This is a genomic window from Halobacillus sp. 12SKB (assembly GCF_052941655.1).
Map to the genome: position 1 here is coordinate 1,418,930 of NZ_JBRFWR010000001.1, position 24,691 is coordinate 1,443,620.

The following is a 24,691-nucleotide window of genomic DNA, read 5'->3' on the forward strand; positions in this document are numbered from 1 at the left end:
CTTTTTATGCGTTTTCGGAAATTTGTTTGCCATGAACGAAAGTCATGATCGCAAATAAGACGAAAGCGATGAGAAGGACGGTTCCTCCCACGATGAAGAAAATCGTGTTGAACGTGCTCAATCCTGGAAGAGGCTGGGTGTAATACAGCCACATACCGACGGTTAAACCGAACACACCAAAGAAGGATGTCCATACGTGCGCTGTAGCGAGCTTAGAATCCTTGGGTATGGAGAACACTCTATAATAAATGCCGAAAGCAAAAAGAGAAAGCCATCCAACAACGAGGATGTGAGCGTGAATCGCGCTTAGTTGCAATCCCCCTCCGCCGGCCATATGAGAACCCATAAATGCGCCGATTAGTGCGTAAATGGCAGCAACCCGCACAAAAAAACGAGTACGGTCCATATCATTTCACCTCCTAAACTTTAATCACCTTTCGCCATTATATCGAATGCTCCCTCTATTGAGAATGAAAAAGGTAAAAGTGTCGCCAAACGTTCACTCCCGTTTTCGGACTTTTGTGTGATTTGGATTGCTGTAAAGATTGAGCTATGATGAAAAAAGAAGCAAAGAGGAGTGATGAATGTTGGAACATCGATTGGAACAATTTTCTCAATACTTAAAAGACACAAACGTTGATGCAGCGTTTATTAATTCAACAGAAAACTTTTTTTATCTGACTGGATTCCATACAGACCCACACGAAAGGCTGCTTGGATTGCTCGTTTTCCCTGAAGCGGCTCCGATTGCTGTACTGCCCGGTATGGAAAAAGGCCAAATCCGTGATGCCGGATGGACGAAGGAAGTGATTGGGTATGCTGATCATGAAAATCCATGGCAGATGATGGCGGATAAGATGAAAGAGAACGGCATTGCAAATGTGAAAACGGTAGGGATAGAAAAACAAGTTCTTTCCTACGGGCGCAGTGAATCCTTTTTTGATCTTTTTGAAGATGTGAAGGTTGAAGATATTGAAGGACAATTGAATGACATGCGTGTCGTCAAAGATGATCATGAAATCAGCATTATGAAAGAAGCGGCCGAGCTTGCAGACTTCGGTGTGAGTGTGGGAGTGGAAACCCTTGAAGAGGGAATCACTGAAATGGAAGTTCTCGCTAAGATTGAATATGAATTGAAGAAAAAAGGCGTTGCGGAAATGTCCTTCTCTACGATGGTCCTGTTTGGTGAAAAATCAGGTCAACCCCACGGAAATCCTGGAGACCGTCGTCTGAAGCCAGGAGACTTTGTTTTATTCGACCTTGGCGTCGTATGGAAAGGATACACGTCTGATATTACTCGCACGTTTGCTTATCGTTCTGTGAGTGAAGAACAAAAGGTGATTTACAATAAAGTGAAGGAAGCCTTGGACGCTTCGCTTGCCATAAGCAAGCCGGGGACACGAATCGGCGACCTTGATCAAGTTGCACGAGACGTCATTACAGATGCGGGGTACGGAGACAAGTTCCCACACCGCATCGGTCACGGTCTTGGAATCAACGTTCACGAATTTCCTTCCATGAGTCATTTGAATGATGGCGTCTTGAAAGAGGGAATGACGTACACGATTGAGCCTGGCATCTATGATCCGGAAGTCGGCGGGGTGCGTTTGGAAGACGATGTACTCGTTACAGCAGACGGATATGTGACATTGACAAAAACACCGAAGGAACTGCGTATTATTGAATAAAAGAAAGGCCGCCTTTTTTGGGCGGCCTTTTTGTGTGCGTTGTGTTCTCTCTCCGAAAATCTCTATCATGCTATACGCCTCTGGTCTTAGATGAAAATATATCTCTGGCTCATTACCACACGATTCTATTCTCGATATGATAAAGACAAGAAATCAGCAAGGAGGGAAAAACGATGAAGAAATTTTTACTATTCCTGGCTGGATTAGTCGCTCTTACTGTATTGCTTGCCAATTTAGGACCGATGATCCTCCTGGGTGTAAGTGTCTGGCTGCTGTATGTCGTGTTCAAACAGTTCATGAAAAGTGATTCTACGGCCGGAAAAATCGGCTGGGTCGTTCTTGGATTGATCATTCTCAGTATAGCCGTCTCAAATGTCTATGCAGTAATCGGTGTAGCAGCTGCTTTTGCGCTTTATTGGGTCTATAAAAATTGGACAAGCAAAAGCGAAGAGGTACGTTCATCCAAGTCTGATGATCCTTTTACCAACTTTGAACGACAATGGGCAGAAATGAACAAATAAACTAAAGGAGAGAAAAACAGTATGGCTAACTTATTTACGAGATTGAAAGATTCCATTACGGCAGATCTGCACGAGGCGTTGGATCAAAAAGAACAAAAGAATCCAATCGCTATGTTAAATCAATATTTGCGTGAAAGTGAAAAAGAAACGGAGAAGGTAAGGAAGCTTGTGGAGCGACAGTACCGATTGAAAGATGAATTTTCCCGTGAGTTACAGAAAGCACAGGATATGGCGGACAAGCGCAGACGCCAGGCTGCGGTCGCTGAAAAAGCCGGGGAATCCACGATGTATGAATTCGCCGTCAAAGAGCAGGAAGAATATGAGGCAAGAGCTGACCGCCTTCAAGCATCAAGAAGGGACAGCATTGAGCAGCTGGAGGCCCTTGAACGTAAATATGAAGAAATGAAGCACAAACTGAAGGATATGCATTTAAAACGGATGGACCTGATGGGACGTGAAAACATTGCCCGTGCTCATCATCGCATGAATCGTGTAATAGAGGACACAGCGGACAAGCCTTACTCCAGATTTTCAGAGATCGACCGCTACATTGAGGACCTCGAGTACAAAGTGAACAGCGCCTATTATCATAATACGTTTGACAGTAAGATGGCCCAATTGGAAAAAGAAATAGAGAAAAGGGAAGAAGTACCTGCTAAATAGAAAACATGGTATGATGAAGGCGCAGATTTCTGCGTCTTTATCGATTTGAGAGAGGGGGATGACCTTTATGCTTAAAAAGCTTTCGACCGATACAATCAACACAATTTTAATCATAGGGGTGATTCTCCTCGTTGTAGAAATCGTCTTTTTCAATGGGGGTCTTGTATTTTCGGTCGTCTTCTCAGGAGTCCTTATGTATATCGGGTGGAAAAACTATCGTCCTTTGTGGAGGAAAATCCTTTTTTGGATTGGTTTGATCAGTTTAATTTTCACAGTATTGAGTATGATTGCTGTAAGGTTCCTCGTCATTGCAATGATTCTGATGTTCTTAAGAGATTACTTCAAATCAAGGGAAAAGCCAGAACACATCCGACCTGAAATCATTGACAACCACAAGGAGATCCCTGATCAGGAACCATTATTAAAGCAGAAGTTCTTTGGTGATGACGCTACACCGAAAACTTCATATGAATGGAAGGATATCAACATACACGGTGGATTCGGGGACAGGATTGTCGATTTGAGCCAGACGGTTCTCCCTCACGATGAGGCCGTCATTTCTATACGACAATGGATTGGCAATCTGACTGTTTATGTCCCTTATGAAGTAGAGGTGAGCATCCATCATAGTGCGCTCATTGGACGCGCATCCATTTTCCAATATAAAAAGTCCAAAGTCCTTAACCAGGTCGTCTCCTACCAAACCGAAGGATACCGAAAAGAAAAGCCACGCGTGAAGATCATTACGTCTATGGTTTCCGGAGAGCTTGAGGTGAAGCGTGTATGAACGTATGGCATAGGCAGTTGTTGTCCGGTACCTTTACTTTTTTCGGGTTCACCATTTTGTTGTTGGCTATTACGTTCTATGCCTTTCCTTTTGGTTCGTGGGGGGAGCTTTTAGAAAGAGACGTTTTTGATCTTCCTTATATTTTCTTTGTTTTGTTCATTGCATTAACTTTCGGGTTTTTGGTCGGCATCATCCAGGGATGGTTTTGGAGAAGGCAGCTCTTCACTATCGAACATCGTGTGTCTGAATTGACGAAGGGAAATGAGCTTTCGGAAGAAGAGGTTGATTTGAAAGAGATGGAGCAGATTGACCTCGCCCTTAAACAACTGGAAGAAAAAATGACGAAACAAACAGAGCTTGCTCAACGAATGGTTACTGAGAGAGCCGAAGAACGGGAGAAGAGTCTGCAGGAAGTGGTGGTTCAGGAAAGGAACCGGCTTGCGAGAGAACTGCATGATTCTGTCAGTCAGCAACTATTTGCAGCTTCCATGATGATGTCTGCCATTAATGAGACCGATTCAGATGATTGGCAGGCAACGAAAAAACAAATGCAGATGGTCGAACGCATGATTCATCAGTCCCAGCTTGAAATGAGAGCTTTGCTTCTTCATTTAAGACCGGTAGCACTCAAAGGTAAGTCCCTCGCTGAAGGGGCTGAAGAACTGCTTTATGAACTCACACAAAAAGTACCGATGGAAATTGAGTGGTCCGTTGAACCGTTAAATCTTGAAAAAGGCATCGAAGATCAGCTTTTCCGGATTCTTCAAGAATCGGTTTCCAATACATTAAGACATGCGAAAGCTCATTCACTAAGCGTCATGCTGATTGAAAGGGATCATAACGTCATTCTGCGTATCGTAGACGACGGGATCGGTTTTGATGTGGAAGAGGTGAAGACGAGTTCATATGGCCTGCAAAACATGCAGGAAAGAGCATTTGAACTTGGAGGGACATTAAAGATTGTAAGCGTGAAGGGACAGGGCACCCGGTTAGAGGTGAAAGTTCCTCATCGGATAAAAGGAGGCGAGGAAGAATGATTACCGTGTTATTTGCTGATGATCATGAAATGGTCCGCATTGGAGTATCGGCATACTTATCTGCACAACCAGATATTGAGGTTATTGCCGAAGCGGACGATGGAAAGGCAGCTGTGGACCTTGCATTGAAACACCGCCCTGATATCATCCTGATGGACTTAGTCATGGACGAGATGGACGGCATCGAAGCGACTAAACGTATAACCGGACAATGGCCGGAAGCAAAAGTCATTATTGTCACGAGTTTTCTCGATGACGAAAAAGTGTACCCGGCACTCGAAGCAGGAGCGACAAGTTATATGCTCAAGACATCAAAAGCAGAAGAAATCGCCAAAGCCATTCGTTCTACATACGCAGGGCAGTCCATCTTAGAACCTGAAGTGACAGGTAAAATCATGACAAAAATGCGTACCCCGGATGGAGCAGAACTTCACGATCAGCTGACAGGAAGGGAAAAAGAAATTCTTCTTCTAATGGCGGAAGGGAAGACTAACCAGGATATCTCAGATCAATTGTTCATCGCCTTGAAAACCGTAAAAGTACACGTAAGCAATATCCTTGGAAAACTCCAAGTCTCTGACCGTACCCAGGCTGTCATTTATGCCTTCAAACACGATTTAATCAAGTAAAACCTCGACCATAGAACGGTCGAGGTTTTTTTGGTTATATAAATGACTCCATATTAATTAAACGCTTGTTCAACAATATGGCAGGATTGTGGAAGACTCAGTCTTAAGATGTTTCCGGGGGCGTTGCTCGAGTTAAGCGCAAGGGGTGGCTGGGAAGCTACTCGCTTTCCTGCGGGGATGACGGCAAGCCTCCTCGGACTTCGTCCTGTGGGGTCTTGCCAGCCAATCCATTCCCGCGGGAGTCTCGCAACTTCCCAACCACCCCATTCGAAGAAGGGATAAACGAACCCCTTTACTGTGGGAGGGCGTCTTCCACTATTCTGAAGTTATAAGCATAAAGCACTCTATAACAAGCCTTTCGCATGCAGAATAGGGTGTTTAGGAGTTTATTTCCCTCCGATTACCATGTGCATAAAACGCCTTATTACGGAAGGGGTTTCGAGAAAATTATATATTAAGGGGCGGAGGGGAATGGCGAGACTCCTGCGGGAAAAAAGTGCATGGTGAGACCCCACAGAGCGAAGCTCGAGGAGGCTCACCGCGCTCCGCGGAAAGCGAGCTATTCCCCGCAGCCCCATCCACTTAACAAAAGTCTCGAAACTGAGAATTTAACAATCAGGAGCATATATGGAGGAGTACCCTAGGGTTTATTGATTTAATGTGACAAGTACGATGGCGGCGATGAGAATGAGATAGAAGATGAACAACTTCCAGTATACTCGTTTCAATTCCATCCCCTGCTTTCTATAGAACAATGGATTACCTTATATTTATGTGAAGACAGCGTTAAGAATGACAAAGTTTTGTCGGAGTATAAGGAAGCGGCTTCTTCATTTGATACACTTTCCTTATCACCCATGCTTGTTTTTTAAGTCATTCGGGAATACCAAAGGAAGAGGTGATACCTGTGAAATGGAAGAACAATTTAGCTGGTCAGCTGGTCTGGTCAGGGGAGATTACAAATCGTGATCGAAAAGAAAAAGTTGCCCAGCAAGTGAGCCGTTTTGTTAAGGATGGAGATGTCGTCGGCATCGGCTCAGGATCGACATCATTTCTTGCTCTCGAAAAGATTGCTGAAAGAGTGGCGGAGGAAAAGCTGGATATATTAGCTGTGCCCACTTCTAAGGAGGCAGAAATGAACTGCAGTTATTATGGACTGACGACGACTTCTCTTCTCAATCACCAGCCGGATTGGGGATTTGATGGCGCGGACGAGGTAGATGGAAAACATCGTCTTATCAAAGGAAGAGGGGGCGCTCTTTTTGCAGAGAAGCTCGTAATGGCAAGCGCTGCAAAAACGTATATTTTAGTAGATGAAAGCAAGCATGTTGAAAAGCTTGGGGAGAAGTTTGCAGTTCCACTAGAAGTGGAGCCACGAGCGATTCATCTTGTAGAAACAGCCCTTCAGACTTTTACGTGTGATCACATCCAGCTGCGTATGGCGACAGCGAAGGACGGTCCGGTTATGACCGAAGCGGGTAATGTGATTATGGACGTAAGGTTTGCTGATATACACGATACGTTGGAAAAAGAGTTGAGTGCAATCCCAGGTGTCATAGAAACGGGGCTTTTCATTGGGTATTCCGTGGAAATTTTAACAGTATGACGCCCATTTTACTTATATTTATTGGTACATCGTAATACTTTTTCTATAATAGTAGTAAATCCTTATTCAAAGGGGAATCATTATGGGACTGCCAAACAGGATTGCTTACCAGGATCAACGATACCCGTATGTAGTACTTGCACCGATCGGAAAGAAGAACAAACAAATCCGGTCGATTGGACATAAATTTGAACGGGGGTTACTATCCAGGCTTAACGACGCAATCGTGGATCAAATCAACGACAAAGCTCTTGATGTTGCAAACATTCGCCCCTATCTAGGGTTGTCAGGAAAAGCTGTCCTACCGGTCTCTTTTGAAAAAGAAGAGACGATCCATCCACATTTGTTGCGCCCAGAATTGTTTTTATGGAGGTCCTTGTCGGAAGAACATGGACTACCTTTAAAAGAAGAGTTTTTATACAGTACAGATTTTACTCAGCTCTCCTCAGAGCAACTTTATGAACACGTAGGGGAAGTGCTTGAGGACTATCTGTTTTTATCACATATAAGTGAATACGATCGCAAGGATTGGATTGATAAAATATCTGCTGCTTTTCACAATCACCCGATCGTACGATTGTTCCATGAGAAAAGGGATGTCATTGATGCAGTTGAAGTCATGAATCAATCAGCTCTCCTATCGGTTCTTAATTACCCGGAGGATGTGGCTTACTGGCGTCACAGAGTCAACATCGTTATGCGTCCTTTCCGCACTTTACCAGCAGATTGGTTGGAAGGAAGGGAAGGGAGTTGTTCACATAAGAAATCGCTCGCCTTTCTTTCAAAGGAGCGGTGCATCTGTTGCTCTTGTGAAAGGTGTGATTATACCCTGCTTTATTACATTGATGAAGACAGAGTTGCACTTGAAGAAGAATTCGATGTGGAACGAGCGACGAAACGAGTCATTACCATTGAGAAACAATTCAATGAAATCGCTGAACAAAACCAGCGCCTCCTTGAACAACTGATTCAATTAAGGGGGTTGAAAAAACAGTTGACTGTCGCCAGAAAAACGCTCGATGAAAGTTTAGATGTTGTCAAACAGATTCAGCGTTATCAACGTAAAACAGAAGGTGTGGAATCGCATCCACTCCTCTACATGTATGATAAATTAAATCGGAGCCGGATCCCGGAACGTACAGCGGAATCTGAACTGATATGGCTTTCCGGAATAGAGCTTGAGGACGTAAGAATGTTGAAAGAACTCCGGGATTGGCAGAAGATTGTTCCGGAAAATGTATATCCGATGACCAGCCACGTCTTAGAAGAGTTGAAAAATAAATTGAGTGAGGTCCGCTATGAAGAAAATGATGTGATCATTACCGTCAAAGGAAGATCGCTGACCTATGCAGAAACTCAACAAGTACTGGATTTGATCTACTATTACGGGACAGATTACCCGGCTCATACCTTAGTACAAGTGCTTGCTGGAAAAGCAACCAACAAACTTAGGCAACTCCACCTGCATGAAACACGATGGTTTGGCATCCTTTCAAGCTGGCCTGAAAAACATATTCAAAAACTTTTTAACCAGCTTGAAAAACAAGGGTGGCTTATGAAACAACAAAAAGGCTATTCCATCAGTGACTATGCAGAAGAGGTCATGTAAATCTGTTTTATGAAGGGGAGAGAGTCAGGTCCACATGCAAATCCTTGAGGTTGTTTGTGCGTCTCTTAGCGGCTAATGTCAAAGAATCTCTGCCCACAGGCACTACATCAGACGAATGCCGTAAGCGGTTGTTTGTAGCTCATTCACTCATCAAAAATACAAGTATAAAGACCTGCTGAAAGGCAGGTCTTATTTAATCACATGTGTAATCGAAAGCGGTTACTTATGCTATAATGCCATTACATCCATTAAAGAAACTAGGTTTCTAACTAAAACCATATTCTGTTTTCAATCCGTTCATACCTTTTTTATTAACCCTGTTTAAATAGGAACATTACATAAGCAGTACGGGGCAAACATGATAAAACCATCCATAAAAAATACGGATGGAAACTTGTTTAGGGAGGAGTTTTTTCCATGAAATCGATTTTTCATCGAGCACTGGGTGAGCAATTCCATAATCTTCACCCAGAGCTTCAAAAGAAGTACGGATTAACGAGTAAACAAAATCTAATGATCCTTGGACAAGGAAGAATGACTGAAATCAGAGGGACACATCCATTGCTGCGACCTTTCCTTCAAGTGGGAACAAAAGATCATCTTGTGTTCGCAGAACGAGGGAAAGATGTGCCGTTCACCCTTGAAAATTATATCTATGTAGATGAAAGAGGGCGTGAGACAATCAGTTGGATTCGGAGGTTTTTCTTCCCTTACTCTATTCGAGGTTTTGATGCAGCAATGCGATTCGATGAAGAGAAAGGTTGTATCGTTGATGATCTCGGAAAGACAGGGCTTCTACAAACAGAGCTGGATCTCCATGTCACTGCAGAAGGTGGACTTTATATGGAGTCTAAAGCAATGAATTTGGATGGACTCATGACTATGGCCAATCCGACGACCAGCGTATACGAACATTATGATGAAGGGGAAGGAGCTTTTCGGGTGCATGTACACGCAGAGCACCCGCTCTTAGGGACGCTTCTCATGTATGAAGGGACGGTTCATACGGAATTTTTACCAATGACTTTTAACAACATTCCTGAACGTGGCGTTTTAGACTGAAGGAGGGACAGCAGTGACAAATCATAAAAATGATGGCAACGAGAGCATTCATACTGATTTTTCAAGCCGGATGACCTATGGTGAATATTTGAATTTAAATGAACTGCTATCTGCCCAAAATCGTCTATCTTCTCATCATGATGAGATGCTCTTTATTATTATTCATCAAGTCAGTGAACTATGGATGAAGTTGACGTTACATGAACTTCAAGCAGCTATAGAAGCCATAAGGGAAGACCAAATGCAGGCGGCTTTTAAGATGTTGGCACGCGTATCCAGCATTCAGAAACAGATTATTCAAGCGTGGGATGTACTCTCGACATTGACTCCGTCAGAATATATGGAATTTCGTGATCATCTTGGACAGGCTTCCGGATTCCAATCCTATCAGTACAGGATGATTGAATTTGCACTGGGGTACAAAACCCCTCACGTGTTAAAGATCTACGAAAAAGACCCTGAGCTGCACCAACGACTTGAAGCGGCTTATCGTGCACCAAGCCTTTACGATGCTGCCATTGAGAAGCTATCTGATTCTGGTTTTCCGATTTCAGAGAAATTGTTGGACCGCGATTACACACAACTTTATGAAAAAGACTCGAGCGTAGAAGCTGCCTGGACGAATGTCTATAAAGATGTAGAACAATACTGGGACTTGTACCAATTAGGGGAGAAGCTTGTTGACATTGAAGACAGTCTGCAGCAATGGCGTTTCCGTCATATGAAAACCGTCGAACGGATCATCGGTCACAAAAAAGGCACGGGCGGATCCTCGGGTGTAGGCTACTTAAAGAAAGTCCTCGACCACCGCTTCTTTCCAGAACTATGGGACGTCCGCACCAACATTTAGAACTTTCCTTACTGGAAAGTTCTTTTTTTATTCCGCTATATGGCAGGATTGTGGAAGACTCAGTTTCGAGGTGTTTCCGGGGTTCGTTGCCCGGTTGAGAGTCAGGGATGGCTGGGAAGCTACTCGCTTTCCTCGGACTGCGTCCTGCGGGATCTCGCCTATCTCCTTCTCCCACGGGAGTCTCGCAGCTTCCCAACCACCCCATTCGGTGAAGGGGATTAACGAACCCTTATACCAAGTTGGAAGGTCTCCCACTATCCTGATTGTTGTAGGCAGAAACGCTCTGTATCAAGTTTTCAGGGTTCAAGTGTCTCTGTATGGGAGTTATGATACTCCATCAAACTGAATAGCTGCTGATTCGGGAAGTGGTTTCGAGATACTTCTATGGCAAAGGGGCGGAGGGGGGTGGCGAGACTCCTGCGGGAAAAATGTGCAGGGTGAGACCCCACAGGACGCAGTCCGAGGAGGCTCAGCGCGCTCCCGCGGAAAGCGAGTTATCCCCCGCAGCCCCAACCCACTACACAAACGTCTCGAAACTGAACCTTCAAGAATAAGGAGTGTTTACGAAAAAAGGGTTTGATGAATTAACTTAATTTACTGAATATATCGAAGTAATTAAGTCATTGTTACATTTGTGTTACAATAGATTGTGTGACTATGAGATAAAGAGGGAAAATCATGAGACAACCGATTATATATACCATTTTGTTTGTTTTGTTGACGGCGTCCGGCTGTTCTTTCATTGCAAATGCTAATGAAGAGTCGGGAGAGAAGACGGGTAATCAGGCAATGTATAAAGTGAGTATAGAAACAGATATCAACGAATACGAAGAGTATCATATGACTGCCCATTATCCACAAACGCCGAATAACCAAATTGACCAAACGATTATAGATTATGTGAATCAGCAGAAAGCTTTGTTTAAACAAGAAAGCTATAAAAGTAAACAAAAAAATGATGGAAACCAATCGCATGAACTGCACATTGATTTCGAAGTCATTCATCAAAACCAACGTTTATTTGTTGTGAGGTTTATGGAAACCATGGACCTTGGGAAAGACGGCGTCATGACCAACCAAACCGTCATGAATTTCGATAAGAAAAATGGCAAAGCTTTGTCGCTGGAAGAATTATTTAAAGAAGACATCTATTATGTTGATCGTCTTCACACTTGGACGAAAGAGAAAATGATAGATGCAGGTGAAGAAAACTCGAAGATTATGGATAAGCTTGAGGCTAAACCTGAATTCTACGAAGATATCGCTATGACGGGTGAAGGGATTCTTGTATTTCTAGATGGTCCTTCTAATGGTGAATCAATTCGTGTGATGATCGAGAAGGATAAAGTATCCAAACTTCTTCGATCAGATTACAAAGATGCCTTTAAAGAGTCTCCTGAAGCAACGTCTAAATCTACTGCAGAGAATCAGGAAAGCGATATGAAATACCAGGACTTTTCTCTAGAAAACCATCTGCATGAGGAAGGGAAAGAAGTGGCTTTAACCTTCGATGATGGTCCTCATCCGGAAGTGACGAGAAAAATCCTTGATGTACTGGACAAGTATGAAGCGAAAGCCTCTTTCTTCATGATTGGAAAACGTGTGGGTTACTATCCTGAAGTGACTCAGGAAGTGAGTGAACGGGGCCACGAAATTGGCAACCACACGTGGAATCACCCCCGTTTAAGCCGTTTGTCTGACGACCAAATCCATCAGCAGATTTCATCGACTCAAACGATTTTGGAACAAGTGACGGGACAGAAGGTAGATTTACTGCGGCTGCCTTTTGGAAACATGCCTTCTGCCAACTACCAAGAAGAAGGTAATGTTGTTCCGTGGACCATCTATTCTGAAAAATGGGAAGATCTAAAACCGGAAGCGGTAGCTGAAGATATTCTTTATGAAGTAGAAGATGGTTCCATTATTTTGCTTCATGACCTTCAACTTTCTACAGTGGAAACCGTAGATCTTCTATTAGAAAAACTGACGGCTAAAGGATATAAAGTCGTTCCTGTCAGTCATTTGAGCGATAAACAAGAAAACCGTTCCGTTTTGAATTAAAAACGGAACGGTTTTTATTTTGCTTATACAGGTGGAAGAGTCATCGCCAGGGAATTATTTTAATTGTTCTTCCACCCATTTGCCCCAACGGTCGAACTCTACGAGAAATCCATCATGACCATAGTCGGTAGATATGTGATGGTGCTTCCCTTTATTACAGGAGATAGAAAAGGGTTGGATCAAGGCTTCAGGATAAAGGAGATCGTGTTCAAAGCTGAAGGTATGAACCTCTGCTTTGTATTGCTTAGCTGCTTGTGCCCAACCATTCCTTCCTCGTCCGATGTCATGGTTGTTCATCGCCTCTAGAAGGTAAAGATAGCTGTTGGCATCAAAGCGTTCTTTGATCTTATCGCCTTGATAATCCAAATAAGATTGGATTTCATAAGAGGTATCGGCGTGATAGGACCGATCGAACCTTTTTTCAAATAAGGTACTGCTTCTGTATGTGACCATCCCCGTCATCCGGGCAATTTCGAATCCCTTTAGATCTTCATTGGAATGATAGTCTCCATTTCGGAAGTGGGGATCACTCTTTATAGCACGAGCACCGATATGATTAAAAGCGATGCCGTAATCACTTAAATAAGGAGTTGCAGCGAGAATGAATAGTTTTTTCATGAAATCAGGGTAAAGAAGCCCCCATTCGTACGTCTGCATACCACCAAGCGATCCGCCTGCTATCGCATGGACATGAGTGATGTTTAAACGATGTAAAGCTTTATATTGAGCGTGAACCATGTCCCGAATGGTAACTTTGGGAAAGGTTTGACGGTATGGTTCGCCTGTCTCTGGATTTATGCTCGCAGGCCCAGTAGATCCGTGACATCCACCCAGGACATTGAAGGTGATCACTTGATAGCGATTGGTGTCGATGGGACAATCTTCACCGATTAAACCGGCCCACCAGCCACGTTCATCCCTTGAACCCACGGCGAGCTGGTTGCCCGTTAATGCGTGGCATACGAGGATGACGGGAGCATTTGTCGGCCCGTATCTTTCATAGGCAAGTTCGACATTCGAAAGTTTCTCACCAGACTCGAAGGTGAAAGCGCCGATCGATATCGATTGATTGGTTCGTGGGTGGCTGGTGGGGTTTTGTAATGACATGCTTTTCATGCTCCTTTCTTTCACTAGACTGATACGAGGGAAGTGGAGAAATCTTTCCCTGATCGGATATTCACAACAGCCTCGTAAAGGCTTACCCCTGAAATGATGGCTGCATCTTCGTGAGTGATTGGTTTACGTGACCATAGAAGGGTTGGTTTAACTTCCTTCGCTATGTTCAAGACATCCTCATTTGCTTCCTCCACATAGACAATATCCCAGTTGACGCTCGTTACTTTTTGAAGGTCTTCAAGGTGAGAGAAAGTAACAACTTCAAATCCCAGTCTTTCCAGCTTGCTCTGTTCCACAAGAAGAGCACTTGAGCCAACAATTCCGATTACTCTTTTTCTCAAATCCCCGTTCGAGCGATCCAGGGAGGAGGATAAAACAGGCTCTGCCACATGTTTGCTTTTACCGTAGGATTTCTTATATCCCGTGGCGTGGAAGATGGCGTTGTCCAGGTCCTGAATTAAATCTTCTACAGACTCTAACCCGACAGACAAGCGGACAAGTTCTTCTGTTACACCTGATTTACTCAAGTTTTCATCGCTTAATTGCTGGTGAGTTGTAGAAGCTGGGTGGATGATTAAAGATTTAGCATCCCCGACGTTTGCTACATGCGACCAGAGGGTGCTTTGATCAATTAGTTTGCGTCCTGCTTCGCGCCCTCCTTTAATTCCGAAAACAACGATCGATCCATGACCGTAGTGGAAATATTTTTCGGCTAGGGAGTAAGTAGGGTGATCCTTCAATCCTGGATAATTCACCCATTCAACCCCTTCGTGATGGTTCAAATATTCGGCAATTTCCAAAGCCTGATCAGCATGTGTTTTCACTCGCAAGTGTAAAGTTTCCAAACCCTGCAAAAGTAAGAAAGCGTTTTGTGGGCTGAGACATGCCCCTATGTCTCGAAGCAGCTGTACGCGTAATTTTATGGCGAAAGCGGCGGGACCCACGTCAATCCCGAATCGGATGCCGTTATAGCTTTCATCAGGCTCCGTAAACCCTGGGAATTTTTCATGATTCCAGTTGAAACGTCCACTATCAACGACAACACCTCCAATAGCCGTGCCATGTCCACCAATCCATTTAGTGGCCGAGTGGACTACGATGTCTGCACCCCAATCAATCGGTCTGCAGACATATGGGGTAGCGAATGTATTATCGATGATGAGAGGGATGTGGTGGTCATGAGCGACATCTGCAATCGCTTCAATATCCAATACATTCAAGCTCGGATTACCGATCGTTTCGGCAAAAATCGCTTTTGTATGAGGAGTAATTGCCTTGGCGAATGATGCTGGATCATCTCCTTCAACAAAATGGACATTGATTCCATAGCGGGGGAGGGTGTGGACAAACAAATTGTAGGTCCCTCCATAAAGGTTCGTTGAGGTCACGATGTCATCCCCGGCTTTAGCGACATTCAGAATAGCCATCGTGATTGCAGACATGCCTGACGCTGTCGCAACCGCCGCGGCCCCGTCCTCAAGAAGAGCGAGTCGTTGTTCAAATACATCGACGGTCGGGTTTCCGATGCGTGAATAGATGTTTCCAGGTTCCGCAAGTGAAAAAAGGTTTTGAGCATGTTCCGTATCATTGAAAACATAAGATGTCGTCTGATAAATCGGTACAGCGCGTGCCCCTGTAGCTGGATCCGGTTCTTGACCGCCATGAAGCAAATTCGTTTCAGGACCGAACGTATAGAATGGTGTACTCATGAAAAATTCCTCCTCTGTTTTTTTCTAGGGCATCCACTTTGTAGAAGAGGGAAAACGAAAAGCCCTCTTCTGTAAGTAAGAAGAGGGCTTTATGTATCTCATACCTCCCCTTATCTTTCAGATCATGTGATCTGTAGGATGTAGCACCTTTTCAAGGTAATGCCTTGAAGGTTGCCGGGCGTCGTAGGGCCTAGTCCCTCTGCCGCTCTCGATAAGAGTTGTTTTTATTAAATTTTTCTGACTTGTTTGAAATTATAAAGGCGTCCTTTCTCATTGTCAAACAATTTTGATACGTTTGAACCCTCCTAGCTGTGGGAATGGATAATTAAGTCTATGAGATAGGAGTGAAGTTCATGAAACAATATAGTGTTGTACCTAATAAAGATGTAACCGGCTGGTTTGTAAAAATCGAAGATGTCGCTCCAACAGACCTTTATGATGAGCGTGATACTGCGGTTGCCAAAGCAGAGGAAATCGCAAAAGAAAACAAACCGAGCAAACTTCAAATCTTGGATCAAAATCATGAAGTTGAAGAAGAACGCACCTACTAACTAAAACTCCCCACCGCGGGAGTTTTTTTATGTGTAACTATCTATATTCATTATTAAAGTATATGGCAGGATTGTGGAATACTCGATTTTCGAGATGTTTGTGTGGATTTAGAGGCTCCGGGAAAAGGTTCGCTTTCCGTGGGCGAGTGATGAGCCTCCTCTAGCTAACGCTCTGAGGGGTCTCATCTACCACGCACTTCCCACAGGAGTCTCACCGTTTCCCTCCGCCCCTTTGCCATATGAGTGTCTCAAAACCACTTCTAGAATATGCAGTTATTCAACTTGATGGGAGTATAAGGATAAAACTCCCATGCCCAGGTTTTTGAACCCCGGGAGCTTGATACAGGGCGCTTTATGCTTATAACAGTAGTATAGTGGAAGACAATCCAAATGGGTAAAGGGGTTCGTTTCTCACATTCATCGAATGGGGTGGTTGGGAAGCTGCGAGACTCCCGCGGGAATGGATTGGCTGGCTAGACCCCACAGAGCGGAGCTCGAAGAGGCTTGCCGTCATCCCCGCAGGAAAGCGAGCTGCTTCCCAACCACCCCTAGCGCCTATTATGGCAACGAACCACGGAAACATTTCGAACTGAGTCTTCAACTGAAGGGAGCTTATCTACAACTGACCACTCTAGAGTTTTCGAGGTGCTCCAGTTATGATGGAGGTAAATGATACGTGAAGGTGTGTGCAATCATGAATGCTCATTATGATGTCATTATCGTCGGTGCTCGTGTAGCCGGCGCAAGTTTAGCTATTTTACTAGGAGAAATGGGGAAGAAAGTCCTCCTTGTTGATAAAGCCAGTTTTCCAAGTGATACATTATCCACTCATTTTATGTCCCACACAGGATTCTTAGAAAAATTAGGCGTACTTAAGCAACTCGAAGCGTCGGGTTTGAGAAAAGTAACGAGAATGAGGACCTATATTGGGAGTAGTTTCATAGAAGGACCAAGGACTTCCTATACCATCATTCCAAGAAGAGACAAGCTCGACTCCATGCTGATTGATCGAGCGGTCACTTTCCCATCCGTCCATTTCAAACCCGAAACGGCGGCACGAGAATTGATATGGGAAGAGGAGAAGGTCGTTGGTGTCAGTCTAATAGAAAAAGGGAAGCCAAAAGATTTCTATGCTGATTTGATCGTTGGGGCTGATGGGAAAAACTCGAACATTGCTCATTGGACAGGTGCAGAGAAGTATGAAGAAACGAAGCCTTTGCGCCCGGTCGTCTACGGATATTTTGAGGGGGTAGAGCCTTTACCGGAACCTGCTACAGAGATCTTTCTTTATGAAGGTCGAATTGGTTTTGTTTTTCCAATGGAGCCGAACCGAGACTGCCTGGGCATTGAAATCCATCCAGAAGAATTCAAATCGATGATGAAAAACCCGGAAGAAACGTTTAAACAAACGTTTGATCAATTGTACGGAATGAAGGAAAGAACGAAAGGTGCCAAGCTTCAAGGGAAGATCATTGGAACACCAGGCATGCCGAACTTTTTCCGAACGCCCTATGGTGATGGCTGGGCATTAATCGGGGATGCTGGGCACAGCAAAGACCCGAGTACAGGATTAGGGATCAATGATGCATTTATGCAGTCATTCCTATTGGCCGATGCTTGCTTGAAGATCGATGAAGGAGTAACGGTGGATGAAGCAATGGAGGAGTTCGCAAGGAAGAGGGACGAGCAGCTTTTCCCTGGTTTCCAAATGACCCTTCATTACATCCATTCCTTAAGAAAATGGACAGATAATGAAGTGGCTTTGTTTCAATCGATGGCTGCAAATCCGATGGTATGGAACAAACTGGTCCCCAATCTATCCCGTCATTTAGAAAATGATGCTGCTGATTTTCCTCTTCTTCATACAGCGATGCAAATGGAAGCAGAACAGTTCGGTTTTAAAAAGGAATCCTATCGATAAAAGTCGAATGTAGGTAATGAGGTGATCAAGATGGAATGGACGAAAGAAACCGCATTTACAAAATTGCAGGAAATCTATAATGATAAAGTGATGCAGGATGAAAAGCGGAGAGTTTTCCAACAAGTGCACAACCATTTGCAGCAGCATCTCGATGATCTGGCTGTCCAATCGGGTTTGAAGGAAAAAGCGCAGGAACAGCTGAAATTTTTTAAGGAATATACGTTCATGCCTGGAGACAATTTGTTTCAGTCGATGCGCTACGTGTTTTTAATTGCCCGTGGTGAAAAAGAAAGGGATCCTGAAGAGACACGTCAGCATCTGAACCGCATCTACCGTTCGCTTTACCAGCCGGCTGGGCTTAAAAACCCTTATATTCCTGATTCCTTTTGGGAAACTCCGCTTGGTGTAGCTTGTTTAGTCGCAGAAGAAGGCGTAGAAGCTGTCTATCCAATTCTCGATGAAGTACTGGAAGCAGAACATGTATAACAAAAAGCTCAGGCCAGATGCCTGAGCTTTTTATATAACCATAGAATGTAGGAGGCTCTTTTTATAATTGATAGTACTTTTTGATGCTGGCGATCGTTTCGGTGAAAAGCGAGGATCCTTCGAGGTTTGCCATCATTCCCTTTAGAATGGCAGTCCGAGGCTGATCCCTCTTCATCTCTTCCGTCAGGACATGCACCGTATCTTTAATCTCCTGGTCACCTTCATTAGCTAGTTCCTCTAAACGAGATAGCAATCGCTCTTTTTCTTCTCCATAGAAGGTAGCAGGTAAGAGCTGGTGCATGGTTCCTCCCGTTATGACTGGTTGGTCACCATTCTTCTCAAAACCTTCGACAATGTAGTCTGTTCTGCGTAACATTGCTTCCGAGAGGGCTTCAAAGTCCAAATCAGCCCCTTCGATAATGATCAGATCCATATACCCCTTGAACATTCCCTGCAGGATGAGACTGACCTCCCATACAGTTTCACTCACCCGGTCCTGATAGATGCTTTGCAAGTGGCTTTTGTAGAAAAGATAGGAGTTCACCCGCATTTGAGTAAGGAATTGTTCAATGTTTTCATTGAAAGGAATGGCTTGTTCACGGATTTGCATAATGATGAATTCCCGGTGATCGGCAAGTTCTTCGAATGTGACCTGCAATTGCTTCTTAAACTTCGTACGATCATCAGCATCGAGCTTTTGAATTTCGTCAATGCGGGTTTGGATCCGCTGATAGTAATAATTGAAAATGTCCAGGAGTAAAGCATCTTTGGATTTGAAGTGGAGGTAGAATGCACCTTTGGATATTCCACATGCACTTGCGATTTCCTGGACGGAAGTAGAGCTGAATCCTTTTTTTGCAAACAGTTTGATGGACTGTTCGATAATATATATTGATTTTTGTTCCATGGTTGTCGCTCCTTCAAACTTGGAGAAGTTGATGTTTTCTCTTGACCTCTGACCAGTTGGTCATTTATATTTTATAGTGTTATGACTAACTGGTCAATAAAGGGGAGAGTTGAGTATGAAACGAATCATCGATTTTTCGATGAATAACAAATTTGCTATTTGGCTGATGACAATCCTCATTACCGCTGCAGGTTTATATGCTGGATTGAATATGAAGCTTGAAACGATACCAGATATCGAGCCGCCGATCATTACGGTGACAACGACGTATCCAGGAGCTACACCAGAAGAGGTGGCTGATCAAATATCAGAACCACTTGAACAGCAAGTGAGCAACTTGAGTGGAGTGAAGACAGTCAGTTCTTCATCTTTTCAAAATGCTTCTTCGCTTCAGTTGGAATATAGCTTTGATAAAAGTTTAGATGAAGCAGAGGATGAATTGCAAGAAGCCGTCAATCAAGTGACTTTGCCGGAAGGGGCGGAAGAGCCTTCCGTATCCCGCTTGAACTTCAACGCTTTTCCTGTCGTGAGTTTGAGTGCCATCAATGGAGATGGGTCTCTTGAACAATTGACGACGACAGTAGAAGAAGAGATTGTGCCTTCTCTTGAGGGGCTTGAAGGTGTCGCGGATGTGCAGGTTTCCGGGCAGCAGCTTGAAGAAGTCCGGATTGATTTGAATGAAGAAGTATTGAATGAACGGGGTCTCGACCAAGAAACCATTACAAGTTTCATTCAAGGGTCTGATGTTTCCTTCCCGTTAGGTTTGTACACGTTTGATGATACTCAGAAATCTGTTGTCATTGATGGAAACCTTACAAGTGTAGAAGAATTGAAAGAATTACAGATCCCTGCTATTCCTTCGGCCGGAGGGGCTCAGCAAGGTCAACAAATGCCTTCACAAGGAGCAGAGCAAATTCCTCCAGAAGCACAGCAGGGAGGTCAGGGACAGGGAGCGGCGACCGGAGACATGCCGGCAATGGATGGCATCCCAACGGTTACCCTGGGCGAAATTGCTGATGTGGAGGTCGTTGGTGAGGCTGAATCCATCTCCCGTACCAACGGGGAAGATTCCATTTCCCTGCAGATTATCAAATCACAAGAAGCGAATACGGTTGATGTCGTAAACCTTGTAAAAGAAGAAACAGAATCTTTCCAGGAAGAACTGGATGGAGTGGAATTTGTTTACTCCTTCGACCAGGGCGAGCCGATTGAAGAGTCTGTCAGTACCATGCTTAATAAGGCATTGTTTGGTGGAATATTCGCTGTTCTCGTCATCTTATTGTTCCTGCGCAACATCAAGACGACACTGATCTCCGTCATTTCCATTCCGCTATCCTTACTGATTGCCATTCTATTCTTGAACTGGATGGACATCACGTTGAACATCATGACCCTCGGAGCCATGACGGTTGCGATCGGACGTGTGGTGGATGACTCGATTGTTGTTGTTGAGAATATATACAGGCGTATGTCGTTTTCGGAAGAGAAATTAAAAGGAAAGGCACTGATTCGTGAGTCGACGAAAGAAATGTTCATGCCGATCCTGTCTTCCACGCTTGTAACGATCGCTGTGTTCCTGCCGCTGGGCCTTGTGGAAGGTACAGTCGGTCAAATATTCTTACCATTTGCACTAACCGTTGTCTTTGCCTTGTTAGCTTCTTTACTTGTGGCTGTTACTATTGTCCCGATGCTGTCTCATTCTCTATTAAAAGAATCGAAGATAAAGGGACGTACACATGAAGAAGGGGCAGGGAAACTCGCTCTTTTCTATAAAAAGGTCCTAAATAGTACGCTGAACCATAAAATCATTTCCAGCATCATCGCTGTCTTGGTTCTTGTAGGAAGTGTCGCTCTTCTTCCACTTGTAGGAACAAGTTTTCTTCCTGAACAAGAACAGAAGATGGTCGTTGCAACCTTCAGTCCTGAACCAGGGCAGACGTCAGATGACGTGGAACGTATCGCTGAAGATGCACAGCAATTCTTTATGGACCGTGATGGAGCGGAAACGGTTCAATACTCTGTCGGTGGCGAAAACCCTATGAACCCCGGCGCTTCCAACCAGGCCATGTTCTACGTGGAATATGCCGATGATACCGAAGAATTTTCGGAAGAAACGCAAGCCGTCATAGACAGCTTGAATGAACAAACCGAAAACGGCGAATGGATGAGTCAGGACTTCTCTGGAGCAGGATCAAGCAGTGGTCTTGAACTGCGTGTGTACGGAGATAATACAGAAGAAATCAAACCCGTCGTTACTGAAGTTGAAGAACTTCTTGCAGAAGAAGAGAATTTGAGAAACGTCGATTCCAGCCTCTCAGAATCCTACGAGGAATATACGCTTGTAGCCGACCACGAACGTCTAAGTGAATTAGGTCTCACAGCTGCACAAATCGGCATGGAGCTCGGACAAAATCGTCAGGAGCCTGTAATTACGACGATTGAACGGGATGGAGAGGAATTGAATGTCTATCTCGAAGTTGAAAAAGAAGACATTACTGGAATTGAAGACTTAACGGAGAAAGAAATCACATCTCCAACGGGTCAGACAGTCGCCATCAGTGAACTTGTCCAAGTCGAAGAGGGGACTACAGCTGATACAATTACACGAAGAAATGGACGTGTGTATGCAAGTGTCAGTGCAGAAATTACTGTAGATGACGTGGGTGCCGTTTCTCAAGATGTCAATGAAAAAGTACAGGACATTGACACGCCATCCGGAGTTGAAATTACTCAAGGCGGGGTAGCGGAAGATATTAATGAATCGTTCTCCCAATTAGGGATAGCCATGCTTGCGGCTATCGCAATCGTGTACTTGATCCTTGTTGTATTCTTTGGCGGAGGACTTGCGCCACTAGCAATCCTATTCTCTTTACCGTTTACCATTATCGGAGCGGTTCTTGGATTATTGATCAGTGGAGAAACGCTTAGTATTTCTGCCATGATCGGTGCATTGATGCTGATCGGGATTGTTGTGACCAATGCCATCGTTCTCATTGACCGTGTCATTTATAAAGAAAAAGAAGGCTTCTCTACACGCGAAGCGCTGCTCGATGCTGGAATGACCAGACTCCGCCCAATCTTGATGACAGCTCTTGCCACGATCGGAGCCCTGCTTCCGCTGGCTCTTGGATTTGAAGGCGGTTCTATCATCAGTAAAGGTCTTGGAGTTACAGTTATCGGAGGGTTAGCGAGTTCAACACTCCTAACACTACTCATCGTACCGCTCGCGTACGAAACATTAATGAAGTTCCGTAGACAGAAAAAGACAGAAACTACGAAATAGATTTTGGTAGAATAAGAACATCCTCACATGATGAGGGTGTTCTTTTTTTATAACATGTAAGAAGATACCGTTTTATTTATATCGCAGTGGGAATGGACTATAAATCGTCGAATGGAGGGGTTCGGATGGAACATTATGAAATTACGATCATAGGTGCAGGACTGGCCGGCATTACAGCAGCACGGAGATTGAAGAAACAAGGCAGAAGTAACCTCTTGTTAACAGATAAAAGTAAAAGTGTCGGTGGACGACTCGCAACTAGAAGAGTAGCAGATGGTCGAGCCGATCACGGTGCACAATTTTTTACCGTACGAACAGATGAATTAGAAGAAGAGGTGCAGGGTTGGCTCGATCAAGGATGGATTAAACAATGGTTTGGAGAGGAATACCCACGCTACACCGCTGTTCAAGGCATGAACGGTCTTGCGAAGCAGTTAGCTTCAGGTCTTCCCACTTCCCTACATACGAAAGTAGTCAAACTGCTTGAAGTAGAGGGAGGATACCGACTTTATAGTGAAGACGGAAAAGAGTGGCAATCAGATAAAGTACTTCTGACAATGCCGTCACCTCAAATCATTGAATTATTGAAGAATAGTGAAGTGGAGGTTGATGAAGAAGAACTGAAGCAACTTAGGGGCATTTATTTCGAACCAACGTATGTTGGCATTTTCCATTTCAAAGAAGAAACGGAACTTCCGGAAGATGGCCATGTAGATGTGGGCCTGCCTGAAGGGATGGAACGGATGGTCGATCATCGTAAAAAAGGGATATCAGATGATACGATTGTGAGCGTCTATATGGAAGCGGACTGGTCACGGAAACATTATGGTGAAGATTACGTGATGTCATTAATTAAAGAAAAAGCTGCTGGGTATCTGAACTGGAAGCAGCTGGAGTCTGAACAGTTGAAACGTTGGAGGTACGCCCAGGCCAAAAAAGTGATGCGGCAGCCTTATGTCGACCTCTCAGGAGATGGACGTCTCGTAGTCGCCGGTGATGCGTTCTTAAGGCTGAATGATGAAGCGGGACGCACGCGGTTTGAAAGTGCTTATCTCTCAGGAAAAGATGCAGCTGCCTACTTGAGTTGGTGAGTTTGCATAAAAAAAAGTGAAAGGTCATCCGTTTCGAGGATGACCTTTCGCGCCAAAGGAGCCCCGAATCGCGCCAAAGGAGCCCCGAATCGCGCCAAAGGAGCCCCGAATCGCGCCAAAGGAGCCCTGGCAATCCGAAAAAAGGATGGGCGCCATGCATGCCGCCCATCCTTTTTAACTTGCTTTCGCTTCATATTTTTTCAATCGTTTCATTCTCGTGATGGTATAAACTGCGAGCCCTGCCCAGATGAGGGTGAAGGATACTGCGTGAACATCCGTGAAAGGCTCATCATATAGGAAGATGCCTATCATCAGCATGATGGTTGGGGCGAAATACTGAAGGAACCCCACCATGGATAAAGGAATTCTTTTTGCCCCTGCCGAGAACAAGAGGAGGGGAATCGCTGTGACGATTCCGGCGCCGAAAACGATGGCCGTCGTCCATGACCAAAAATCGATCGTGGACCATTGGCCGGTCTGTTGTTGGAGAAGAAAGACAAGAGCGATTGGCGTGACAATCAACGTTTCGATCGTCAAACCAAACATGGCATTCAAAGGAACAAGTTTTTTCAAAAGCCCGTATGATCCAAAACTGAAGGCGAGCAGCAAAGCAAGCCACGGGACAGAACCGAAGTTGACTGTCATATACATAACCCCTAACCCTGCTAGAAAGAAGGCGAGCCACTGGGCTTTTGAGAATTTTTCTTTTAACACAATCATGCCGAGCAGAATACTGACGAGCGGATTGATGTAATAACCGAGACTTGCTTCAACGACGTGATCCGTGTTGACCGCAAGGATATATGTAACCCAGTTGATGCTGATTGTGATGGAGGCAAGGGTGATGCCGATCAACTGTTTCTTGTTTTTTACGATTTGCCGGCATTCCCGCATAAACTCTTTCTGTTTCCTTGCCATTAAGATTACAAGTCCCATGAAGAGGAAGGACCAGACGATGCGGTGAGCCAGGATTTCAAAAGCGGGAATCTCTTGAATCATCTTCCAGTAAATGGGGAGCACACCCCACAGGATGTAAGCACCCGCCGTATAGATAACACCTAGTTTTTGTTCATTGATCATGGTGAGGACCCTTTCGTATGTCGGGATATTTGTT

The 24,691-nt window shown here is 44.4% G+C and carries 22 protein-coding genes and 1 riboswitch; of the genes, 17 read left to right on the forward strand and 5 right to left on the reverse strand.

Annotated features, from left to right (window positions below; translation table 11 throughout):
- Positions 1-4: 4 nt before the first annotated feature.
- Positions 5-406 (reverse strand): hypothetical protein, encoded by a 402-nt coding sequence (locus ACQ4XT_RS06985; protein WP_146815043.1) that lies wholly within the window; start codon positions 404-406, stop codon positions 5-7.
- Between the two features lie 181 nt (positions 407-587).
- On the opposite strand from ACQ4XT_RS06985, the gene ACQ4XT_RS06990 reads away from it, so the two are divergent.
- From ACQ4XT_RS06990 to ACQ4XT_RS07045, 12 genes are all read left to right on the forward strand, one after another.
- Positions 588-1,688 carry a M24 family metallopeptidase gene (locus ACQ4XT_RS06990; protein ID WP_446853047.1) on the forward strand — a complete coding sequence of 367 codons (1,101 nt, stop codon included), beginning with the start codon at positions 588-590 and terminating at the stop codon, positions 1,686-1,688.
- A gap of 173 nt (positions 1,689-1,861) precedes the next feature.
- Complete coding sequence (locus ACQ4XT_RS06995) at positions 1,862-2,209, forward strand: lmo0954 family membrane protein (protein ID WP_446853048.1); 348 nt, start codon at positions 1,862-1,864, stop codon at positions 2,207-2,209.
- 21 nt (positions 2,210-2,230) lie between these two features.
- The gene (locus ACQ4XT_RS07000) at positions 2,231-2,872 is read left to right on the forward strand and encodes a PspA/IM30 family protein (protein WP_446853049.1); all 642 of its coding nucleotides are present in this window, start codon (positions 2,231-2,233) and stop codon (positions 2,870-2,872) included.
- A gap of 67 nt (positions 2,873-2,939) precedes the next feature.
- Positions 2,940-3,659: a cell wall-active antibiotics response protein LiaF gene (liaF, locus tag ACQ4XT_RS07005; protein ID WP_446853050.1), complete on the forward strand. Its 720-nt coding sequence runs from the start codon at positions 2,940-2,942 to the stop codon at positions 3,657-3,659.
- Positions 3,656-4,696, forward strand: coding sequence for a sensor histidine kinase (locus ACQ4XT_RS07010; RefSeq protein ID WP_446853051.1), 1,041 nt, complete (start codon positions 3,656-3,658; stop codon positions 4,694-4,696). The genes liaF and ACQ4XT_RS07010 overlap by 4 nt, the downstream gene beginning before the upstream one ends.
- Positions 4,693-5,325, forward strand: a complete 633-nt coding sequence (locus tag ACQ4XT_RS07015; RefSeq protein WP_446853052.1) for a response regulator transcription factor — start codon at positions 4,693-4,695, stop codon at positions 5,323-5,325. The genes ACQ4XT_RS07010 and ACQ4XT_RS07015 overlap by 4 nt, the downstream gene beginning before the upstream one ends.
- 907 nt (positions 5,326-6,232) lie before the next feature.
- Positions 6,233-6,931, forward strand: coding sequence for a ribose 5-phosphate isomerase A (gene rpiA, locus ACQ4XT_RS07020; RefSeq protein ID WP_446853053.1), 699 nt, complete (start codon positions 6,233-6,235; stop codon positions 6,929-6,931).
- 82 nt (positions 6,932-7,013) lie between these two features.
- Positions 7,014-8,540 (forward strand): RQC-minor-2 family DNA-binding protein, encoded by a 1,527-nt coding sequence (locus tag ACQ4XT_RS07025; protein ID WP_446853054.1) that lies wholly within the window; start codon positions 7,014-7,016, stop codon positions 8,538-8,540.
- Positions 8,541-8,590: 50 nt separating this feature from the next.
- Positions 8,591-8,719, forward strand: a complete 129-nt coding sequence (locus ACQ4XT_RS07030; RefSeq protein WP_446853055.1) for a hypothetical protein — start codon at positions 8,591-8,593, stop codon at positions 8,717-8,719.
- 238 nt (positions 8,720-8,957) lie between these two features.
- Entirely contained in the window at positions 8,958-9,602 is a 645-nt protein-coding gene (locus ACQ4XT_RS07035; RefSeq protein WP_446853056.1) for a DUF4166 domain-containing protein, read from the forward strand.
- A 13-nt stretch (positions 9,603-9,615) separates the two neighbouring features.
- Complete coding sequence (gene kynA, locus ACQ4XT_RS07040; RefSeq protein WP_446853057.1) at positions 9,616-10,452, forward strand: tryptophan 2,3-dioxygenase; 837 nt, start codon at positions 9,616-9,618, stop codon at positions 10,450-10,452.
- Positions 10,453-11,130: 678 nt separating this feature from the next.
- Entirely contained in the window at positions 11,131-12,513 is a 1,383-nt protein-coding gene (locus ACQ4XT_RS07045) for a polysaccharide deacetylase family protein (RefSeq protein WP_446853058.1), read from the forward strand.
- A 54-nt stretch (positions 12,514-12,567) separates the two neighbouring features.
- Here the strand turns inward: ACQ4XT_RS07045 and metX are convergent, their stop codons facing one another.
- On the reverse strand, positions 12,568-13,620 hold the full coding sequence (metX, locus tag ACQ4XT_RS07050) for a homoserine O-acetyltransferase MetX (RefSeq protein ID WP_446853059.1): 1,053 nt from the start codon (positions 13,618-13,620) through the stop codon (positions 12,568-12,570).
- A gap of 23 nt (positions 13,621-13,643) precedes the next feature.
- Positions 13,644-15,338 carry an O-acetylhomoserine aminocarboxypropyltransferase/cysteine synthase family protein gene (locus tag ACQ4XT_RS07055; RefSeq protein WP_446853060.1) on the reverse strand — a complete coding sequence of 565 codons (1,695 nt, stop codon included), beginning with the start codon at positions 15,336-15,338 and terminating at the stop codon, positions 13,644-13,646.
- A gap of 107 nt (positions 15,339-15,445) precedes the next feature.
- A riboswitch (SAM riboswitch) is annotated at positions 15,446-15,556 on the reverse strand.
- Between the two features lie 135 nt (positions 15,557-15,691).
- Between ACQ4XT_RS07055 and ACQ4XT_RS07060 the strand changes: the two genes are divergently transcribed.
- The 3 genes from ACQ4XT_RS07060 (at position 15,692) to ACQ4XT_RS07070 (ending at position 18,296) form a co-directional block, all read left to right on the forward strand.
- On the forward strand, positions 15,692-15,889 hold the full coding sequence (locus ACQ4XT_RS07060) for a DUF2188 domain-containing protein (RefSeq protein ID WP_089653746.1): 198 nt from the start codon (positions 15,692-15,694) through the stop codon (positions 15,887-15,889).
- 694 nt (positions 15,890-16,583) lie between these two features.
- Entirely contained in the window at positions 16,584-17,810 is a 1,227-nt protein-coding gene (locus tag ACQ4XT_RS07065; RefSeq protein WP_446853061.1) for an NAD(P)/FAD-dependent oxidoreductase, read from the forward strand.
- Between the two features lie 30 nt (positions 17,811-17,840).
- Positions 17,841-18,296 (forward strand): hypothetical protein, encoded by a 456-nt coding sequence (locus tag ACQ4XT_RS07070; RefSeq protein WP_446853062.1) that lies wholly within the window; start codon positions 17,841-17,843, stop codon positions 18,294-18,296.
- A 61-nt stretch (positions 18,297-18,357) separates the two neighbouring features.
- Here ACQ4XT_RS07070 and ACQ4XT_RS07075 read toward each other — a convergent pair whose 3' ends face one another.
- Positions 18,358-19,203, reverse strand: a complete 846-nt coding sequence (locus ACQ4XT_RS07075; RefSeq protein WP_446853063.1) for a TetR/AcrR family transcriptional regulator — start codon at positions 19,201-19,203, stop codon at positions 18,358-18,360.
- A 115-nt stretch (positions 19,204-19,318) separates the two neighbouring features.
- Here ACQ4XT_RS07075 and ACQ4XT_RS07080 point away from each other — a divergent pair, with 115 nt between their 5' ends.
- Positions 19,319-22,486, forward strand: a complete 3,168-nt coding sequence (locus ACQ4XT_RS07080; RefSeq protein ID WP_446853064.1) for an efflux RND transporter permease subunit — start codon at positions 19,319-19,321, stop codon at positions 22,484-22,486.
- A gap of 125 nt (positions 22,487-22,611) precedes the next feature.
- Positions 22,612-23,577, forward strand: a complete 966-nt coding sequence (locus ACQ4XT_RS07085; protein ID WP_446853065.1) for an NAD(P)/FAD-dependent oxidoreductase — start codon at positions 22,612-22,614, stop codon at positions 23,575-23,577.
- 174 nt (positions 23,578-23,751) lie between these two features.
- On the opposite strand, the gene rarD is transcribed toward ACQ4XT_RS07085, so the two are convergent.
- Positions 23,752-24,657, reverse strand: a complete 906-nt coding sequence (gene rarD / locus ACQ4XT_RS07090) for an EamA family transporter RarD (protein WP_446853066.1) — start codon at positions 24,655-24,657, stop codon at positions 23,752-23,754.
- Between the last annotated feature and the right edge of the window lie 34 nt (positions 24,658-24,691).

Excerpts from the sequence above, each read along its gene's own strand:
- ACQ4XT_RS07065 (WP_446853061.1), top strand. The coding sequence starts at position 16,584 with ATGAATGCTCATTATGATGTCATTATCGTCGGTGCTCGTGTAGCCGGC.
- ACQ4XT_RS07000 (WP_446853049.1), top strand. The coding sequence starts at position 2,231 with ATGGCTAACTTATTTACGAGATTGAAAGATTCCATTACGGCAGATCTG.
- ACQ4XT_RS07080 (WP_446853064.1), top strand. The coding sequence starts at position 19,319 with ATGAAACGAATCATCGATTTTTCGATGAATAACAAATTTGCTATTTGG.
- ACQ4XT_RS07045 (WP_446853058.1), top strand. The coding sequence starts at position 11,131 with ATGAGACAACCGATTATATATACCATTTTGTTTGTTTTGTTGACGGCG.
- ACQ4XT_RS07075 (WP_446853063.1), bottom strand. The coding sequence starts at position 19,203 with ATGGAACAAAAATCAATATATATTATCGAACAGTCCATCAAACTGTTT.
- ACQ4XT_RS07060 (WP_089653746.1), top strand. The coding sequence starts at position 15,692 with ATGAAACAATATAGTGTTGTACCTAATAAAGATGTAACCGGCTGGTTT.
- ACQ4XT_RS07010 (WP_446853051.1), top strand. The coding sequence starts at position 3,656 with ATGAACGTATGGCATAGGCAGTTGTTGTCCGGTACCTTTACTTTTTTC.
- metX (WP_446853059.1), bottom strand. The coding sequence starts at position 13,620 with ATGTCATTACAAAACCCCACCAGCCACCCACGAACCAATCAATCGATA.
- ACQ4XT_RS07070 (WP_446853062.1), top strand. The coding sequence starts at position 17,841 with ATGGAATGGACGAAAGAAACCGCATTTACAAAATTGCAGGAAATCTAT.
- ACQ4XT_RS07085 (WP_446853065.1), top strand. The coding sequence starts at position 22,612 with ATGGAACATTATGAAATTACGATCATAGGTGCAGGACTGGCCGGCATT.
- ACQ4XT_RS07035 (WP_446853056.1), top strand. The coding sequence starts at position 8,958 with ATGAAATCGATTTTTCATCGAGCACTGGGTGAGCAATTCCATAATCTT.
- ACQ4XT_RS07015 (WP_446853052.1), top strand. The coding sequence starts at position 4,693 with ATGATTACCGTGTTATTTGCTGATGATCATGAAATGGTCCGCATTGGA.
- ACQ4XT_RS06995 (WP_446853048.1), top strand. The coding sequence starts at position 1,862 with ATGAAGAAATTTTTACTATTCCTGGCTGGATTAGTCGCTCTTACTGTA.
- rarD (WP_446853066.1), bottom strand. The coding sequence starts at position 24,657 with ATGATCAATGAACAAAAACTAGGTGTTATCTATACGGCGGGTGCTTAC.
- liaF (WP_446853050.1), top strand. The coding sequence starts at position 2,940 with ATGCTTAAAAAGCTTTCGACCGATACAATCAACACAATTTTAATCATA.
- ACQ4XT_RS07025 (WP_446853054.1), top strand. The coding sequence starts at position 7,014 with ATGGGACTGCCAAACAGGATTGCTTACCAGGATCAACGATACCCGTAT.
- ACQ4XT_RS06985 (WP_146815043.1), bottom strand. The coding sequence starts at position 406 with ATGGACCGTACTCGTTTTTTTGTGCGGGTTGCTGCCATTTACGCACTA.
- ACQ4XT_RS07055 (WP_446853060.1), bottom strand. The coding sequence starts at position 15,338 with ATGAGTACACCATTCTATACGTTCGGTCCTGAAACGAATTTGCTTCAT.